A 15,976-nucleotide genomic window follows, 5' to 3' on the forward strand; every position below is an offset into this window, starting at 1 on the left:
GCGCGAAGACGACCGCCATGGCACATGACGGTGCGATGACCCTCTCCTGCCGCGACTGCGGCGAGGTGCTGCCGCCCGCGGCGCGCTTCTGCCCGGCCTGCGGCACGCGCGTCGCGCAGGCGGCGCCGGGGCCGGTGGCCGATGGCGGCGAGCGCCGGCATGTGACCGTTCTCTTCTGCGACCTCGTCGGGTCGACCGGACTCGCCGCGAGGATGGATCCCGAGGAGTTCGCCGACCTGCTCGTCGCCTACCGGCAGGAGGCGATCGGCTGCGCGCGGCGGCATGGCGGGCACATCACCCGGTATGTCGGCGACGGCATCCTGATGACCTTCGGGTACCCGCGCGCGCTCGGGCGCGACGCCGAGGCGGCCATTGCCTGCGGGCTCGAGCTTGTCGGCGCGATCACCGCACGCTACCCGGACGGCGTGGCCGGGCGGCCGGTGACGGTGCGTATCGGGATCGAGAGCGGCCTCGTGCTCATCGGCAATATCGGGCCCGAGGGCGGCGTCGAGCAGGACGCGATCGTGGGCGATGTGCCCAACACGGCCGCCAAGCTCCAGGTCGCGGCCCCGCCTGGCGGGGTGGTGATCGGGGAGGGCACGCAGCGCGTCGCGGGCCAGCATTTCCTCTGCCGCGACATCGGCGCCCCGCCCGGCCTCGCGCGCCCGATGCGGGTGCAGCTCGTGACGGGCCGGGCTCATTCCGCCCGCGTGCGCCTCGGCTTCGACGGCGCGCCGCCGCCCCTGATTGGCCGCGAGGCGGAGCTCGAGGCGCTCGCGACACGCTGGCGCAAGGCGGCGGACGGATACGGCCAGGTCGTGTTCCTCAGCGGCGAGGCGGGCATCGGCAAGTCGCGCCTCGCGCTGGCCCTCAGCGAGCGCATCGCGCAGGCGAGTGCCGCGCATGCCGACCTGGTCGCCACCTGCGCGCCGCAGACGGAAAGCTCCGCGCTTCGCCCGCTCGTCGTCGCCCTTCGGCGCGCGCTCGGCCTCGGCGATGCCGCGCCCGCCTCGGACATCGCCGCCGCCGCCGACCAGCTCATCGACATGCTGAGGCTGCCGCGCGAACCGGCGCGGTCGATCCTCGCGGCCCTTCTCGAGGGCGGCGACCTTCCCTCCGCAGCGACGCTCGACATGACGCCGGAGGCCATCCGCCGCGTGGTGTTCGACGCGCTTCTCGCCTTCGTCGCGCAGAAGGCAGAGCAGGCGCCGCTGATGTTCCTGGTCGAGGACCTGCACTGGGCAGACCCCTCGCTTCTGGCGTTCGTGCGCCTTCTCGTCGAGCAGATCGTGCGCCAGCGCGTGCTCCTGGTCGCCACGCACCGGCCGGAGATGGTGCCGGACGTTCCCGAGCACGGGCATGTGCTCCGGCTCGCGCTGCGGCCGCTGGCGGCATCCGAAAGCCGCCGCATCGTCGCGGCCGGCGTCGGCGCGGGTCTCGATGAGGCGACGGTGGGGCGCATCGTCGCCCGCTGCGACGGCGTGCCGCTCTTCCTCGAGGAGTACGCCCGCGCCGCGACCGAGCGTGGCGGGGCGGAAGAGGCAGAGGTGCCGGAGACGCTCGCGGAGGTGCTCGAATCGCGCCTCGATGCCGTCGGCGAGGCGAAGGCAACCGCACAGGTCGCCGCCGTTCTCGGCCGCGAGGTGACGGCCGATCTGCTTCGCCCGCTCTGCGGCCTCGGCCCGGAGGCGCTTCTGTCGCATCTCGATCGCCTTGCCGCCGCGGGGCTTCTCGTGCCGACGCGCGCCGTACCCGAGCCCGCCTATGCGTTCCGCCACGCCGTCCTGCGCGAGGCGGCCTATGCGAGCCTCAGGCGGGACAAGCGTCGCGCGCTGCATCGCGCGACCGCCGAGCTGATCGCCTCCGCCCATCCCGAGCTTGCCCGCGCCGAGCCGGAGACGGTGGCACTGCACTGGGCCGAGGCGGGCGAGGCGCAGCGCGCGGCCGCGCTCTGGCGCGTCGCCGCCGCGCGCGCTCTCGGCGCCTCGGCGAACGAGGAGGCCGAGCGGCATGTGCGCGCAGCACTTCGCGTGCTTCCCCCTGGCGAGCAGGCAGGCGAGGAGACGCGGCTGCTCACGCTGCAGCTGATGCTGCAGCTCGGCTCCGCGCTCACCGCCCTGCGCGGCTATGCCGCCCCCGAGACCTTTGATGCGTTCGAATCCGCCCGGCGCCTCGCGGAGGGGCTCACCGATGCCGCGAGCCTCTACCCGGTGCTGTCGGGTCTGAAGGCGTTCTACATGGTGCGCGGCCCGCTGCCCGAGGCGCGGCGGCTCGGCGAGAGGCTGCTCGCGCTCGCCGAGCGTGGTGGCAACCCTGCCCATCTGCGCGACGCGCGCCGCCGCATGGGCTGGTGCCTGACCGCGATGGGCGAGCTCGCCGACGGCGAGGCGATGCTGCGCCAGGTCGTCGCCGAGGAAGGGCCGGTGCCGGAGGGCGCAGGCAGCGACGTGGTGGCCATGGCGTGGGGCAACCTCGCGATGAACGCGATGCTCGCTGGCCCCGCAGAGACGGCGCGCGCCGCCGCGGAGGCCGGCGTGCGCCGGGCGCGCCGCGGCAGCCACTCGCTCAGCCTCGCCTATGCCGCGGGCCTGGCCGCAACCTCTGCGCAAGTGCTGGGCGATGTCGAGGCGACGCGCAGCCTCGCCGAGGAGGTGCACGCCGTCGCGCTCGACCGCGGCATCACCTACTGGTCGGCCATGGCGCGAATCATTTCGGGCTGGGTGCGGGCCGTCGATGGGGAGCCGGCCGACGGGGTGGCCCGCATCCGTGCCGGCATCGCGCTCTATCTCGACACGCAGGGCGCCGTGCTCCTGCCCTACGCGCAGGGCCTGCTCGCCGATGCGCTTGCGCTCGCGGGCCAGGAGGAGGCGGCACGCGAAGCCGTGCGGCACGGCATCGCCACGGCCACCACGCTCGGCGGCAAGGCCTTCCTGCCCGATCTCCTGCGCCGCCTCGGCACGCTCGGCGAGGCAGACGCGTTCGACCGCGCGGCCGCGCTCGCCGAAGTCATGGGCGCCCACCTCGCTCTCGAGCGGATCGTGCGGGCGCGGGCTCACGCGGTGGCGGCGGACGCTGCCGGAGGGGCGACGGCGGGTGACACCCGGGCGAGCAGCCTCAGCGCCGGCGGCATCGCGTAGAACACGATCGCCGAGAGGGCGAGCATCTGCTCGGTCGCCTCCGGCAGCATCCCCGCCGTCGCTGCCCACACCACGGCGATGTTGCGCGACACCGCGCTCACCGCCACCCCGCGCGCATCGGCCTTGGCGTGGCGCGAGAAGGCCAGCGCGGTCGCCGCATAGGCCGCGAGAAGCAGGGCAGCGATCAGGAGCGCGATGGAGGCGGCCTCGAGTGGCGCCTCGCGCAGCATCGGCCCGATGCCCGATGATCGGGCGAGCGTCGTCGGCAGCAGGATGGCGAAGGCAAGCGTGGTCCAGCGCGCGGCGTTCAGCCTGGCATCGGCGAAACGGACGCCGGCGCGCCGCAGCGCGAGCGCGGCCAGCGCCGGCAGCAGGACCACCACCGCCGCGCGGCCGGCCAGCGCGAGCGGCGCCATCCCCTCTGCCGGAAGCGCGACGAGCAGGGCGAGAAGGGGCAGCAGCAGCGGCAGCGCGAGGAAGGTGACGGCGGAGAGGCAGAGCGCGAGCGCGGCATTGCCGCCTGCGAGCGTCACGTAGAGGGCAGCGCCCGTGCCGACGGGCGCTGCGAGAAGCAGCATCGCGCCGAGGGCGAGTGCGGGGTCTGCCCCGGCTGCCGCGGCGAGGCACCAGCCGGCGAGGGGCAAGGCGAGCTGGATGAAGAGCGCGGCGCAGAGAAGCCGGGCCGGGGCGCGCAGCACGGCGGCGAAGCGCGCCGCATCGGCACCCATGACGGTCGTGAACACCAGCGCGGCGACGAGGGCGGGGAGAAGCGGCAGGGCTGCGGCAGCCGCGCCCGGAGCGAGGATGCCGAGGGCGAGCGCGCCCGGCACCGCGAGGGTCGCGACGTCACCGATCGCAGGGATGCGCGGCATGGCGGTGCTCCGCAGGGGCTGGCAGGGACCGGTGACCCGGCCCGTGCCGCACTCTGCGTCGGCCGCCCCGCCGCGCCGTGTGGCCTACCTCACACGCGAGCGGCTTGACGCGGCCCCCTCAGGCGGCCTTGGCCTCGCGCCGGCGCGCGTGCAGCACGAACTCGGTGTAGCCGTTCGGCTGCTCGCGGCCCTTGAACACGAGGTCGCACGCCGCCTTGAAGGCAGGGCCGTCGAACTCAGGCGCCATCGGGCGATAGGCCGGGTCGGACGCGTTCTGGCGGTCGACCACCGCTGCCATGCGCTTCAGCGTCTCCATCACCTGCGCCTCGGTGACCACGCCGTGGTGCAGCCAGTTGGCGACGTGCTGGCTCGAGATGCGCAACGTCGCGCGGTCCTCCATCAGCCCGACATCGTCGATGTCCGGCACCTTGGAGCAGCCGACCCCCTGGTCCACCCAGCGCACCACGTAGCCGAGGATGCCCTGGCAGTTGTTGTCGAGCTCGGCCTGCAGGTCCTTCGGGTCCCAGTTCGGCCGGTCAGCGATCGGGAGCACGAGGATGTCCGACACCGTGGCGGGGCTGCGGGTGGCGATCTCCTTCTGCCGAGCCCCGACATCGACCTGGTGGTAGTGCAGCGCATGCAGGGTCGCGGCCGTCGGCGAGGGCACCCACGCGGTGTTGGCGCCCGCCTTGGGGTGGCCGACCTTCTGCTCGAGCATCGCGGCCATCCTGTCCGGCATCGCCCACATGCCCTTGCCGATCTGCGCCCGACCCGCGAGGCCGCAGGCGAGCCCGGCATCGACATTGTTGTTCTCGTAGGCGCCGATCCAGACCGCGTTCTTCATCTCGTTCTTGCGGATCATCGGGCCCGCTTCCATCGCGGTGTGGATCTCGTCGCCCGTGCGGTCGAGGAAGCCCGTGTTGATGAAGGCGACGCGATGCTTCGCCGCGGCGATGCTGGCGCGGAGGTTGATCGAGGTGCGCCGCTCCTCGTCCATGATGCCCATCTTCATGGTGTGGCGGGCGAGGCCCAGCAGGTCCTCCACGCGCGAGAACAGCGCGTCGGCCCAGGCGATCTCGGCCGGGCCGTGCATCTTCGGTTTCACCACGTAGATGCTGCCCGCGCGGCTGTTGCGGAAGCCCGCCGCGCCCTTGAGGTCATGCACCGCGCAGAGCGAAGTCACCGCCGCGTCGAGGATGGTCTCGGGGATCTCGCGGCCCTCGGCATCGAGCACCGCGTCGGTCATCATGTGGTGGCCGACATTGCGCACCAGCATCAGGGACCGGCCGGGAAGCGTGATCGTGCCGCCAGACGGCGTGGTCCAGCTCCTGTCGGGGTTCAGCCTGCGCTCGACCGTTCGGTCGCCCCGCTTGAAGGCGGCCGACAGCGTGCCCTTCATCAGCCCGAGCCAGTTCCGGTAGACGCCGACCTTGTCTGCGGCATCGACGGCCGAGACGCTGTCCTCGCAGTCCTGGATCGTCGAGACGGCGGCCTCGAGCACGACATCGGCGACGCCGGCCCGGTCGTCCCGGCCGATCGCGTGCGAACGGTCGATCCGGATCTCGACATGCAGGCCGTTGTGGCGGAGCAGGATGGAGGACGGGGCTGCCGCGTCCCCGGCATAGCCGACGAAGGCCCCGGCGTCCTTGAGCCCCGTCTTGCCCGAGGGAAGGGCGACGGCGAGCGCGCCGGCCTCGACCGCGTAGCCCGTCGCCTCGGCGTGCGACCCGGCGGCGAGAGGGGCCACCTCGTCGAGCACCTTGCGAGCGCGGGAGACGACGGCGGCGCCACGGGCGGGGTCGTAGCCAGGGCCGCCCGGCAGGCCCATGCCCATCGCATCGGTGCCGTAGAGCGCATCGTAGAGCGAGCCCCAGCGGGCATTCGCGGCATTCAGCGCATAGCGCGCGTTGGAGACGGGCACGACCAGCTGCGGCCCGGCGATGCGGGCGATCTCGTCGTCGACATTCGCGGTCGCGGCCTGCACCGGGCCGGGGTCGGGCAGGAGGTAGCCGATCTCGCGGAGGAATGCCTCGTAGGCGGCCTGGTCGTGCTTCTGGCCGCGGCGGGCCTTGTGCCAGGCATCGATCTCGCCCTGCAGGCGGTCACGCTCGGCGAGCAGCCGGGCGTTGCCGGGCGCGAGTTCGGTGACGATGGCGCCGAGGCCCGACCAGAAGGCGGACGGGTCGATGCCCGTTCCGGGAGCAGCCTCGTCCGCGACGAAGGCGGCCAGCTCCTGTGCAACCTGGAGGCTCCCGGCCTCGATCCGTGACGTCATGCGCCTTCTCCTCGTTTGCACTTGCGGGCCAAGCCTCCGGGCGCGGCCCGTTCCTGCACCGTTCTTCTTCCGGAGCGGTTGCAGTGCAGCATGCTCCGGTTCAAGGCCGTTTTGAAGGGGATGGGTGGGATTGTCGACAGGAGCGGCCCCGGAAAGAGGCGCAATGCAGCCCTGCCCCATGCTCTTGCGCAGGTGACCCCTTTGCAGCATATGCGGCCTTCATGCTCCGGCAGGGCTCGCCTGCCGGGCGTTCTTTGGCCGGCCATCTCGAGAAGGATCATCGCCGATGCGCCTTGCGGTGCTGAAGGAACGTCGCCCGGGTGAGGCGCGTGTGGCGGCCACCCCGGACACGGTGAAGAAGCTCACCGCGCTCGGCCTCACCGTCGTGGTCGAGAGCGGAGCGGGTGCGGGCAGCTCGATCCCCGACAGCGAGTTCGCCGCCGCCGGCGCCGAGATCGCGCCCGATGCCGCGGCGGCGCTCTCGGGGGCGGGGATCGTCTTCAAGGTGCAGGCGCCCCTCGGCCCGGGCGAGGGTGACGTCGACGAGATGGCCCTGATCCCGCGCGGCGCGCTCCTCGTCGGGACGCTCGGCGCCTACGGCAACGAGGACAGGACGCGCGCCTACGCCGAGCGCGGCATTGATGCCTGCGCGATGGAGCTCCTGCCCCGCATCACCCGCGCGCAGAGCATGGACGTGCTGTCGAGCCAGGCGAACCTCGCCGGCTACCGCGCCGTCCTCGAGGGCGCGACCGCCTATGGCCGCGGCTTCCCGATGATGATGACGGCGGCAGGCACGGTTCCTCCCGCGGCGGTGTTCGTTCTCGGCGCCGGCGTCGCCGGGCTCCAGGCCATCGCGACCGCCCGACGCCTCGGCGCGAAGGTGTCGGCCACCGATGTGCGCCCCGCGGCGAAGGAGGAGATCAAGTCCCTCGGCGCCGCCTTCATCGGCGTCGAGAGCGAGGAGACGGCCGCGGCCCAGACCTCCGGCGGCTACGCCAAGGAGATGAGCGAGGACTTCAAGCGCCGCCAGGCCGAGCTGATGGCCGAGACGGTGAAGAAGCAGGACATCATCGTCTGCACGGCGCTGACGTTGGGCCGCGCCGCGCCGAAGATCCTCTCGGCAGAGCATGTCGCCTCGATGAAGCCCGGCGCGGTGATCGTCGACATCGCGGCGGATGCGGGCGGCAACTGCGCGCTGACCGTTCCCGGCGAGAAGGTCGTGACCGAGAACGACGTGACCATCCTCGGCTGGCGGAACTGGCCCTCGCGCATCGCTGTGGCCTCCTCCGCCCTCTATGCGCGCAACCTCCTGACCTTCCTGACGGCGTTCTGGGACAAGGACGGGAAGAAGCCGAACCTCAAGCCCGAGGACGAGATCGTCCAGGGCGTGGCGCTGACGCGCGGCGGCGCCGTCGTCCACCCCGCCTTCGCGCCGAAGCCCGCAGCGGCTGCCTGATCTCCAACAGGGACACAGCATCATGAACCCCAACCAGGTCGCTGAGACCGCGAGTTCGCTGGCGCGCGACGCCGCCGCGCTCGCCGACCGCGCCAACGCTCTTGCGATGCAGGCCGCGGGCACGGCAGCCGGCACGGCGGAAGTGGTCGAGCCCTTCCTGTTCCTGCTCTCGATCTTCCTGCTCGCCTGCTTCGTCGGCTACTACGTGGTGTGGAACGTCACGCCTGCGCTGCACTCGCCGCTGATGGGCGTGACCAACGCGATCTCCTCGGTGATCATCGTCGGTGCGCTTCTCGCCGTCGGCCTCGCCGACGACCCGGTCGCGCGCGTCTTCGGCTTCATCGCCGTGCTTCTCGCCTCGGTGAACATCTTCGGCGGGTTCATCGTCACGCAACGCATGCTCTCGATGTTCCGCAAGAAGGGGAAGTGAGACGATGAGCGCTTCCCTCACCGCGGTCGCCTACCTCGTCGCCTCCGTCTGCTTCATCCTGGCGCTGCGCGGGCTCTCGAGCCCGGAGACGGCGCGCCAGGGCAACATGCTCGGCATCGCAGGCATGGCGATCGCGGTGTTCGCGACGCTGCTGAAGCCGGGCATGGGCGGGTTCCACTGGATCATCCTCGCGGTCGCGATCGGCGGCGGCGCGGGCGCCTACATCGCCACCCGCATCCAGATGACGGCGCTGCCGCAGCTCGTCGCCGCCTTCCACAGCCTCGTCGGCCTCGCCGCGGTGTTCGTCGCCGCCGCCGCCCTCTACTCGCCGCAGAGCTTCGGCCTCGGCCTTCCCGGCACGATGAAGGCCGCCTCGCTGATCGAGATGAGCCTCGGGCTTGCCATCGGCGCCATCACCTTCTCCGGCTCGGTGATCGCCTTCGCCAAGCTGCAGGGCATGATGTCGGGCGCGCCGATCACCTTCGCCAACCAGCACATGCTGAACGCCGTGCTCGGCGTCGTGCTCGTGCTGCTGGTGATCATCTTCGTCTCGACCGAGAGCCGGGCGGTGTTCTGGCTGATCGCCCTGCTCGCCTTCGCGATCGGCTTCCTGATCATCATCCCGATCGGCGGCGCGGACATGCCCGTCGTCGTCTCGATGCTGAACTCGTACTCGGGCTGGGCTGCCTGCGGCATCGGCTTCACCGTCGGCAACCTGATGCTGATCATCGCCGGCGCGCTGGTCGGCGCCTCGGGCGCGATCCTCTCCTACATCATGTGCAAGGGGATGAACCGCTCGATCATCAACGTGCTGCTCGGCGGCTTCGGCACCGACACCTCGACGGCCGGTGCCGGCGGCGGCCCTGGGGGCGACCGCTCGGTGCGCGCGGGCGCGGCGGACGATGCGGGCTTCATCATGAAGAACGCCTCGAAGGTGATCATCGTTCCGGGCTACGGCATGGCGGTGGCGCAGGCCCAGCACGCGCTGCGCGAGATGGCCGACACGCTGAAGAAGGAAGGCGTGGAGGTGAAGTACGCCATCCACCCCGTCGCGGGCCGCATGCCCGGGCACATGAACGTCCTGCTCGCCGAGGCCAACGTTCCGTACGACGAGGTGTTCGAGCTCGAGGAGATCAACAACGACTTCTCGACCGCGGACGTGGTGTACGTGATCGGCGCGAACGACGTGACCAACCCAGCCGCCAAGACCGACCCGCAGAGCCCGATCTACGGCATGCCCATCCTCGAGGTGGACAAGGCAAAGACGGTGCTCTTCGTGAAGCGCTCGATGGCCTCGGGCTATGCCGGCGTCGACAACGAGCTGTTCTTCCGCCCGAACACGATGATGCTGTTCGGGGACGCGAAGAAGATGACTGAGGAGATCGTCCAGAGCCTCGGCCACTGAGCTTGCCGCACCGTGGCAGCGTGATTGCGGGCGGGGGCTTCGGCTCCCGCCCGTCTCATTTCGCGTCTCGGCCGAGTGCGCGCATCTCAGCGAGCCAGCGCGCCCGCTTCGCCTCCGGCGCCGCCTCGACGCCGCCGAGATAGGTCTTGCGCACCGGCCGTATGCCGACGAGGCCGAGCACGGCGCGGTCCAGCGTCCTCACCCCGTGTGCGCCGAACCACCAGCGGTAGGCGAGGGAAGGCATGCCCATCGTGACGACGACGCGCGCCGAGATCCCTGCGAGGCGCCGCCTGCCGCGCCAGCCGCTGTCGGGATCGAGCAGCGCGAAGGAAGGGCGCAGGATCTGCTCGAGCGCGCCCTTCAGGACGGCCGGCATTCCGCCGAGCCAGAGCGGGAAGACGAGCAGGAGATGGTCGGCCGCGGCGAGCATCTCCTGCACGGCGGCGACCTCCGGCGGCGCGGGACGCTCGAACTCGGCCTTCGTCTGCAGCGGCGGCAACGCGAGCGAGGCGACCGTGACGACATCCACGCCGTGCCCGGCCTCACGCGCGCCCGCGGCATAGGCCTCGGCAAGCGCGTGGCAGAGATGCCCGCCCGCCGGGTCGGGGTGGCCCTGGATGATCACGATACGCTTCGCCACGGCTGCGCGACCTCTCCCTCGCCTCGGCCAGGCGAGGACGCTACCATCGCCGCATGAGCGACGCCCACACCGCCGAACACGCCCTTCCCGTCACCCTCACGCCCGATCCTGACGCGCCGCCCTATGTCGCGCTGCCGTCAAGCCGGTTCCGAGTGAAGTTCGATGCGCGCGTCGACTTCACCAACGGGGGCCACGCGGCGGTCGAGGATTTCCTGCTCGACATTCCGGGTGAGAGCATCACGCCGGGGCGGCTCGCGGAGATCATCGTCTCGTCGATGAACCTCCTCCGCGCGGGGCCGGTGACGATCACGCGCATGGAGGTGGTGCCGCGCGGCGCGCATGAGGACGCCGAAGCCGCCGCGGAGGACACGCTCGCCTCGCCCGAGCAGGTGCGCGCCGCCTATGGCAGCCCGCGCCCGCTCGCTGCGTCCAAGACGCGCACGGCGCTCGACCACTGGTCGCGAAGGTTCATCGCGCTCTCGCCTTTCTGCGTCATCGCCTCGGCCGACCAGCGCGGCTGGTGCGACGCGACGCCGCGGGGCGACGCACCGGGCTTCGTCCGTGTCCTCGACGACGCGACGCTGGCCATCCCCGATCGCCTGGGCAACAACCGCGTCGATACGATGATGAACGTCGCCGCCAATCCGCGCGTCGGGCTCCTGTTCATGATCCCCGGCGTTCGCGAAACGTTGCGCGTGAACGGCCGCGCTGCGATCAGCACGGACCCGACGCTGCGCGCGACGATGATCGAGCGCGGCAAGGTGCCTGCCTCGGCGCTGGTGATCACGGTCGAGGAGGCGTTCTTCCACTGCGGCAAGGCGCTGATCCGCTCCGAGCTCTGGAACCCGGAGAAGCACCTGCCGGCCGGCACCCTGCCGACGATCGGGAGGATGGTGGCCGAGCAGGTCGGCGGCATCGACCCTGACAAGGCGGAGGCCGATACGTTCACCGCCTATGTCGAGAGGCTGTACTGAGCGATGGCCGCCTACCGGAACCCGCAGAACGGCTACACGGAATCGGTCACCCCGCTCTCGGTGATCGGCGCCGGGCTGCTCGGGCCGATCTGGTTCGGCCTGCAGGGGCTCTGGGCGCATGCGGTGATCTCGCTGCTGCTGATCCTGCTGTTCTCCGGCTTCTTCCTGTTCTGGCCGCTGATCGTCGTGGTGTGGGTTCTCTACGCGATCGCAGCCCCCTTCATCCTGTCGCGTTCCTATCTCAGGCGGGGCTGGCAGCGGGTGTAGCCCCGTGCCCCTCTACGTCTCCTACGGCTCGAACATGGACCCCGCGCGGCTCGCGTCCCGCACGGGGGCGGATGCCGCGCGCGTCGCGGGGCGCATCGCGGTGGTGGTGCGGGGGATGCGCCTTGCGTTCCTCAAGCGCAACGACGACGGCACGGCCTACGCGACGCTTCTGCCGGACCATGCGTCGCAGGCCGAAGGCATCGGCTACGAGCTGACGGAGCGCGAGCTCGACGCGCTCGATGCGGCAGAGGGCGTGCCAGGCCATTACCTCCGCGCGACCATCGAGGTGATCCCCCGCGCGGGCGGCGTCGCGCGCCCGGCGGTCACCTATCTCGCCAACCCCGCGCGCTGCGCAGAAGGGCTTGCGCCACCGGCCTGGTACCTCGCGCATTTCCTCGCCGCAGAGGACCTGCTGAGCCCCGAATGGGTGGCGATGCTGCGGCGGCAGAAGGTGGCGGGCTGAGCCGCATCCCCCTCCGCACCGTCCCTGCCTACAGGGCGGCGCGCTACGCGGTGTGGTTCCGAGACGAGACAATTTCGCTTTCCGTCGGCACGACGGTGCCGCGGCGCGTCGGCGCCTGGCTGGGCGCGGCGATGGCTGCGGTATTCGTCACGCCCTGCGCGCCGCGCGGCAGGCCACGGCGCCCAGGCGTGGAGCGCGCGAGCTTTCGTCGTTTCCGCGCGAGGGTGGTTGCGGCACGCATCGCGCATCTCGAAGGCGAGGGGGGCGATCACGCAGGGCAGTGGCCGTCGGAGCCGAGCCTGCTTGTCCGGCTCAAGCACCCGTCCCATGCAGCAGGCTGGGGGCGTGCTCTCGACCAGAACGCCGTCCTGCTCGTCCAGCGCCGCGGCGCTGTGCGGCTCCTGCTGCTTCGGTGACGCTCAGGCGACCGTGACGCGATGCGTGGCCGATGCGGTGCGGCCCTGCTCGTCCGCGTAGGTGAAGACGAGGTCTGCCGTGCGGTCGAGGCGGAGCCAGAACACGTGGAACGGGTTCGCTGCCGTGCCGTTGCCGAAGCGCGCCTCGAACAGCGTCTCGCCTCCGGCGGCGACCGTCATGCTCGCGAGCATGTCGCGCGGAACCGACGGCGCGCCGATGCGGATGCCGCTTTCCATCCTGTGTTCCATCAGCAGCCGCACCTCGAACGCCTCGCCTGCGCGGGCGATTCGCGGGACGCGCAGCCGCGGCGTCGCGAGCCCGCTCACGACAGGCACCCGCCCGTGGTGACGCGCACCGAGGCGGTGGCGCGCCGCAGCGTGCCGTCGGAGAGCTCGGCGATCGCGACGACCACCTGCTCCTCTGCGAGGCGTATGCGCGTCGTCACCTCCGGCTTCGCGACCGCGCGGGTCAGCCGGAAGCTCGCGACGCCGGGCGTGGGGTTGCGCGTGGCGAAGAGGTGGATCGCGGTGACGTGGAGGGTCCCGTCCTGCGGGCTCTCCACCGTCACGGTCACAGGCACCTGGCCGCCATTCTCGGCAACCGTGGGTGCGGACAGCGTCACGCCCCCATCGGTCGGCGTGCGCCCGCCCGTCGCCTCTGCGATCGCGCGGTCGAGCGCGCCGGCTTCCGCCACGGCAGCGAAGGGAACCGGGGCGAGGGCGAGGGCAGCGAGGAAGGCTCGTCGGCTCGTCGTCATGCCCCGAACATGTAGTCCGTGATCGCCTTGTACCAAGCGTCGGCGTAGACGGCCTCGAGGCGCCGCTGCTCAGGGTGGTCGCCGCGCGGGGAGATGCCGCCCGAGTTCGGCGTCTCGACGAAGCCCTGCCCGCCGGGGCGGAAGAGGTTGACGACGGAGATGCCGTACTCGTCTCCGCAATGGCTGTAGCAGGTGTTGAAGTAGGTCGGGTTGCCGGGCGGCTGCCCGCCCCGAGCAAGCGCTATGGCGGACGCGACGGCCTGGCGCGAGGTCGAGTTCGCGATGAAGCCCGATTTCGGCATCGGCGGCGCGGTGTTGGCGTCGCCGATCACGTGGATGCCCTGAGCCGCCTTCGCCTCGAAGGTGACGGGATCGACTTCGACCCAGCCGCCGGCATTGGCGAGCCCCGCCTCGATCGCGATGGAGGCAGCGCTCTGCGGCGGGATGACGTTGGCGACCGCCACCTTGTGCTTCGTGCCGAACTCCGTCTCGAGCACGCGCTCGCGCGGATCGACCTTGACGACGCGGCCGTCGCGGTTGCCAGGCACCCACTCGATCATGCCGGGGTAGAGCGCGGCCCAGGCATCCTGGAACAGGGGCTGCTTGCTGAACCCCTCCTTGGCATCGAGCGCGAGGATCTTCGAGCGCGGCTTCGCGCGCTTGAGGTAGCTCGCGATCATGCTGATCCGCTCATAGGGTCCGGGCGGGCAGCGGAACGGGTTGGCCGGGATGGCGAGGCCGACGACGCCACCATCCTCCATCGCCTCGAGCTGGCGGCGCAGAAGCGCTGTCTGCCCGCCGTCTCCCGGCACCCAGGCATGCGGCAGGAGCTCCGACGCCGCCTCGTCATATCCCTCGATGCCGCCCCAGCGGAGCGCGATGCCGGGCGAGAGGATCAGCCGGTCATAGGCGAGGCTCTGCCCGCCGGCGAGGCGCACGCTGCGCGCCGCGGCATCGATCCCTGCCGCGCGGTCATGGAGCACCGTCACGCCGCGGGCGCGCACGGCATCGTAGCCGAAGCTGATCTCAGGGAGCTGGCGCTTCCCGGCGATCACCAGGTTTCCGTAGGGGCAGGTGACGAAGCGCGTGCGCGGCTCGATGAGCGTCACCTGCACGTCGGGGTACGTGTCGCGCGCGAAGCGTGCGGCCGAGGCGCCGCCGAACCCGCCGCCGATGATGACGAGGCGCAGCGATGCCTGCGCGCGCGCGACGGAGGGGGCGGCGAGAAGGGCGGCGGTGCCGAGCGCGAGGGAACGGCGTGTGAGCAGGGCGGTCATGGCGAGCGTCCTTCAGCGCCAGGAGGAGAGCGCGGCGGCGATCGCGGCGATCTCCTCGTCGGTGTAGCCGCGGGCGATGCGTCCCATGATCGTGCCCGGGCGCTCGTTGGCGCGGAACGCCTTCATGGCGGAGACGATCTCCTGCTCCGGCCGCCCCGCGAGGGCGACGACGGGGCCAGAGCCGGTGCTGCCGACGCCGTGGCAGCCGCCGCAGGCGTAGGCGGCGAGGGGGGCAGAGAGGGCGGAAACCTGCCGGGTGGGCGCCTGCGCCATCGCCGGCGCGGCAAGCAGCGCAGCGGTTGCAAGGATGGCAATGCGCATGTGTTCCCCCCGGCACGCGTCGTTCAGAGGAAAATGCGTTTACTTGACGTGGTTTTCTGTTTCAAGCGCCAAAACGTGGCGAGAGCCCGAACAGCGGCCGAAGCCTGACGCCCGCGGCGTTGCCGATCAGCGCGGGGACGATCCATGCCCAGCCATGCAGCGAGCCCGACGCAATGCCGGCGAGATAGGCGCTGATGTTGCACCCCGTCGCGAGTGTCGCGCCGATGCCGAGGCAGAGCCCACCGATCACCGAGGCCGCCGCCTCGCCTGGCCGTGGTAGGGCGAGCACCATCGGTCCGCCGCGCAGGCGTGCCGCGAAGGCCGCGCCTGCGATGATGCCGAGATCCATCACCGTGATGCTGTCTGCGAGAAGCGGCCGGAGCAGCGCCTCCGTCCGCGTCGGGTCTTCCCAGTAGGGCCAGAAGGCTGGGTCATCGATGCCGAGCGCCTCGACCAGCCGCGAGCCCCAGAGCGGGAAGGCGGCGGTGATGGCCCAGGGGCGGCCGGCGATGGCGAGGGTGGCGAAGGAGAGAAGTGCCAAGCCCACCGCGCCCCAGAGGAGCGGCCACGGGCCGAAGGCCAGGCTTCCCCTGCCGCCGATCGGGGCGATGGCACCGTGCCACGCCCGCTCGATGGTGACGGACGCGAGCCAGGCGAGGGCTAGAACCCCGAGAGCGGCCGCTGCGGCCCCCGCCGGGCCGAGAAGCGCTGGAAGAGAGATGGGCGGCAACGCGGGCAGGGCGCTCCAGAGCTCCGACTGCCAGGCAGCAAGCGTCGCGCCGGCAACGAAGCAGGCGAGGGTGAGCCACATGCGCGGCACGCCGCCGCCTGCCGAATAGAGCGTTCCCGAGCCGCAGCCGCCGCCAAGCTGCATGCCGATGCCGAACAGGAAGGCGCCGATGACCAGCGCAAGGCCGGTGGGAAACACGAAGCCGCGCACAGGTTGCCCGGCGATCTCCCCGGCCGCGAGCGCAGGCGCGAACAGTGCAAGCGTCAGCCCGATCAGGACGAGCTGGGCGCGGAACCCTGCCCCCCGTCCTTCGGCGAGAAGCGCCCGGAAGCCCGCGGTGAAGCCGAACCCGGCATGCAGCAGAACGAGGCCGAGTCCCGCGCCGATCGCCCAGAGTACGCCGAGACGCCAGCCATGCTCGGCGGCGAGCCAGAGGCCGGCCGCGACGATCAGCCCGGCAAGGGGGAGTACGGCAAGACGAGAGGAAACACCCGGCATGGCGGCGTGGAAACAGAAAAACCCGATCGCCGCAAGACGTCAGCGCCGCGTGGCGGC

16 protein-coding genes are annotated in these 15,976 nt (G+C 71.6%); 8 read left to right on the plus strand and 8 right to left on the minus strand.

Features of this window, described 5'->3' with window-relative positions; genetic code table 11:
- The first annotated feature begins 17 nt into the window (after window positions 1-17).
- Window positions 18-3,137 (plus strand): adenylate/guanylate cyclase domain-containing protein, encoded by a 3,120-nt coding sequence (locus FIF60_RS06865; protein WP_144185214.1) that lies wholly within the window; start codon window positions 18-20, stop codon window positions 3,135-3,137.
- On the opposite strand, the gene FIF60_RS06870 is transcribed toward FIF60_RS06865, so the two are convergent.
- Both FIF60_RS06870 and FIF60_RS06875 read right to left on the minus strand, forming a co-directional pair.
- The gene (locus FIF60_RS06870; RefSeq protein ID WP_144185216.1) at window positions 3,053-4,009 is read right to left on the minus strand and encodes a hypothetical protein; all 957 of its coding nucleotides are present in this window, start codon (window positions 4,007-4,009) and stop codon (window positions 3,053-3,055) included. The two genes, FIF60_RS06865 and FIF60_RS06870, sit on opposite strands and share 85 nt — an antisense overlap.
- Window positions 4,010-4,127: 118 nt before the next feature.
- The gene (locus tag FIF60_RS06875; RefSeq protein WP_144185218.1) at window positions 4,128-6,284 is read right to left on the minus strand and encodes a malate synthase G; all 2,157 of its coding nucleotides are present in this window, start codon (window positions 6,282-6,284) and stop codon (window positions 4,128-4,130) included.
- A 286-nt stretch (window positions 6,285-6,570) separates the two neighbouring features.
- Between FIF60_RS06875 and FIF60_RS06880 the strand changes: the two genes are divergently transcribed.
- From FIF60_RS06880 to FIF60_RS06890, 3 genes are read left to right on the plus strand one after another with little or no spacing between them, the layout of a single operon-like run.
- Complete coding sequence (locus FIF60_RS06880) at window positions 6,571-7,740, plus strand: Re/Si-specific NAD(P)(+) transhydrogenase subunit alpha (protein WP_144185220.1); 1,170 nt, start codon at window positions 6,571-6,573, stop codon at window positions 7,738-7,740.
- 22 nt (window positions 7,741-7,762) lie between these two features.
- Window positions 7,763-8,170: a proton-translocating transhydrogenase family protein gene (locus FIF60_RS06885; RefSeq protein ID WP_144185222.1), complete on the plus strand. Its 408-nt coding sequence runs from the start codon at window positions 7,763-7,765 to the stop codon at window positions 8,168-8,170.
- Window positions 8,171-8,174: 4 nt separating this feature from the next.
- On the plus strand, window positions 8,175-9,575 hold the full coding sequence (locus tag FIF60_RS06890) for an NAD(P)(+) transhydrogenase (Re/Si-specific) subunit beta (protein ID WP_144185224.1): 1,401 nt from the start codon (window positions 8,175-8,177) through the stop codon (window positions 9,573-9,575).
- A 55-nt stretch (window positions 9,576-9,630) separates the two neighbouring features.
- Here the strand turns inward: FIF60_RS06890 and FIF60_RS06895 are convergent, their stop codons facing one another.
- On the minus strand, window positions 9,631-10,215 hold the full coding sequence (locus FIF60_RS06895) for an NAD(P)H-dependent oxidoreductase (protein WP_144185225.1): 585 nt from the start codon (window positions 10,213-10,215) through the stop codon (window positions 9,631-9,633).
- Between the two features lie 53 nt (window positions 10,216-10,268).
- On the opposite strand from FIF60_RS06895, the gene FIF60_RS06900 reads away from it, so the two are divergent.
- Genes FIF60_RS06900 through FIF60_RS06915 form a run of 4 tightly spaced genes read left to right on the plus strand, consistent with a single transcriptional unit; the run spans window position 10,269 to window position 12,335 of the window.
- Entirely contained in the window at window positions 10,269-11,189 is a 921-nt protein-coding gene (locus FIF60_RS06900; RefSeq protein ID WP_239451527.1) for a pyridoxamine 5'-phosphate oxidase family protein, read from the plus strand.
- Window positions 11,190-11,192: 3 nt separating this feature from the next.
- On the plus strand, window positions 11,193-11,456 hold the full coding sequence (locus tag FIF60_RS06905) for a hypothetical protein (protein ID WP_144185227.1): 264 nt from the start codon (window positions 11,193-11,195) through the stop codon (window positions 11,454-11,456).
- Between the two features lie 4 nt (window positions 11,457-11,460).
- Complete coding sequence (locus tag FIF60_RS06910; RefSeq protein ID WP_144185229.1) at window positions 11,461-11,919, plus strand: gamma-glutamylcyclotransferase family protein; 459 nt, start codon at window positions 11,461-11,463, stop codon at window positions 11,917-11,919.
- Window positions 11,880-12,335, plus strand: a complete 456-nt coding sequence (locus FIF60_RS06915; protein WP_144185232.1) for a DUF3293 domain-containing protein — start codon at window positions 11,880-11,882, stop codon at window positions 12,333-12,335. The genes FIF60_RS06910 and FIF60_RS06915 overlap by 40 nt, the downstream gene beginning before the upstream one ends.
- A gap of 3 nt (window positions 12,336-12,338) precedes the next feature.
- Here the strand turns inward: FIF60_RS06915 and FIF60_RS06920 are convergent, their stop codons facing one another.
- From FIF60_RS06920 to FIF60_RS06940, 5 genes are all read right to left on the minus strand, one after another.
- Entirely contained in the window at window positions 12,339-12,662 is a 324-nt protein-coding gene (locus FIF60_RS06920) for a thiosulfate oxidation carrier complex protein SoxZ (protein WP_144185234.1), read from the minus strand.
- The gene (locus FIF60_RS06925) at window positions 12,659-13,093 is read right to left on the minus strand and encodes a thiosulfate oxidation carrier protein SoxY (RefSeq protein ID WP_144185236.1); all 435 of its coding nucleotides are present in this window, start codon (window positions 13,091-13,093) and stop codon (window positions 12,659-12,661) included. The genes FIF60_RS06920 and FIF60_RS06925 overlap by 4 nt, the downstream gene beginning before the upstream one ends.
- Window positions 13,090-14,370 (minus strand): NAD(P)/FAD-dependent oxidoreductase, encoded by a 1,281-nt coding sequence (locus FIF60_RS06930; protein WP_144185238.1) that lies wholly within the window; start codon window positions 14,368-14,370, stop codon window positions 13,090-13,092. Before FIF60_RS06930 ends, FIF60_RS06925 begins: the two co-directional genes overlap by 4 nt.
- A gap of 12 nt (window positions 14,371-14,382) precedes the next feature.
- On the minus strand, window positions 14,383-14,691 hold the full coding sequence (locus FIF60_RS06935; protein ID WP_144185240.1) for a c-type cytochrome: 309 nt from the start codon (window positions 14,689-14,691) through the stop codon (window positions 14,383-14,385).
- A gap of 61 nt (window positions 14,692-14,752) precedes the next feature.
- Window positions 14,753-15,919, minus strand: a complete 1,167-nt coding sequence (locus tag FIF60_RS06940; RefSeq protein ID WP_144185242.1) for a YeeE/YedE family protein — start codon at window positions 15,917-15,919, stop codon at window positions 14,753-14,755.
- Window positions 15,920-15,976: the final 57 nt, after the last annotated feature.

It is taken from the genome of Elioraea rosea, from assembly GCF_007644105.1.
In the GTDB taxonomy this organism is placed as follows: Bacteria; Pseudomonadota; Alphaproteobacteria; order Acetobacterales; family Acetobacteraceae; genus Elioraea_A; species Elioraea_A rosea.

Excerpts from the sequence above, each read along its gene's own strand:
- FIF60_RS06865 (WP_144185214.1), top strand. The coding sequence starts at position 18 with ATGGCACATGACGGTGCGATGACCCTCTCCTGCCGCGACTGCGGCGAG.
- FIF60_RS06870 (WP_144185216.1), bottom strand. The coding sequence starts at position 4,009 with ATGCCGCGCATCCCTGCGATCGGTGACGTCGCGACCCTCGCGGTGCCG.
- FIF60_RS06875 (WP_144185218.1), bottom strand. The coding sequence starts at position 6,284 with ATGACGTCACGGATCGAGGCCGGGAGCCTCCAGGTTGCACAGGAGCTG.
- FIF60_RS06880 (WP_144185220.1), top strand. The coding sequence starts at position 6,571 with ATGCGCCTTGCGGTGCTGAAGGAACGTCGCCCGGGTGAGGCGCGTGTG.
- FIF60_RS06885 (WP_144185222.1), top strand. The coding sequence starts at position 7,763 with ATGAACCCCAACCAGGTCGCTGAGACCGCGAGTTCGCTGGCGCGCGAC.
- FIF60_RS06890 (WP_144185224.1), top strand. The coding sequence starts at position 8,175 with ATGAGCGCTTCCCTCACCGCGGTCGCCTACCTCGTCGCCTCCGTCTGC.
- FIF60_RS06900 (WP_239451527.1), top strand. The coding sequence starts at position 10,269 with ATGAGCGACGCCCACACCGCCGAACACGCCCTTCCCGTCACCCTCACG.
- FIF60_RS06905 (WP_144185227.1), top strand. The coding sequence starts at position 11,193 with ATGGCCGCCTACCGGAACCCGCAGAACGGCTACACGGAATCGGTCACC.
- FIF60_RS06915 (WP_144185232.1), top strand. The coding sequence starts at position 11,880 with ATGGGTGGCGATGCTGCGGCGGCAGAAGGTGGCGGGCTGAGCCGCATC.
- FIF60_RS06925 (WP_144185236.1), bottom strand. The coding sequence starts at position 13,093 with ATGACGACGAGCCGACGAGCCTTCCTCGCTGCCCTCGCCCTCGCCCCG.
- FIF60_RS06930 (WP_144185238.1), bottom strand. The coding sequence starts at position 14,370 with ATGACCGCCCTGCTCACACGCCGTTCCCTCGCGCTCGGCACCGCCGCC.
- FIF60_RS06935 (WP_144185240.1), bottom strand. The coding sequence starts at position 14,691 with ATGCGCATTGCCATCCTTGCAACCGCTGCGCTGCTTGCCGCGCCGGCG.
- FIF60_RS06940 (WP_144185242.1), bottom strand. The coding sequence starts at position 15,919 with ATGCCGGGTGTTTCCTCTCGTCTTGCCGTACTCCCCCTTGCCGGGCTG.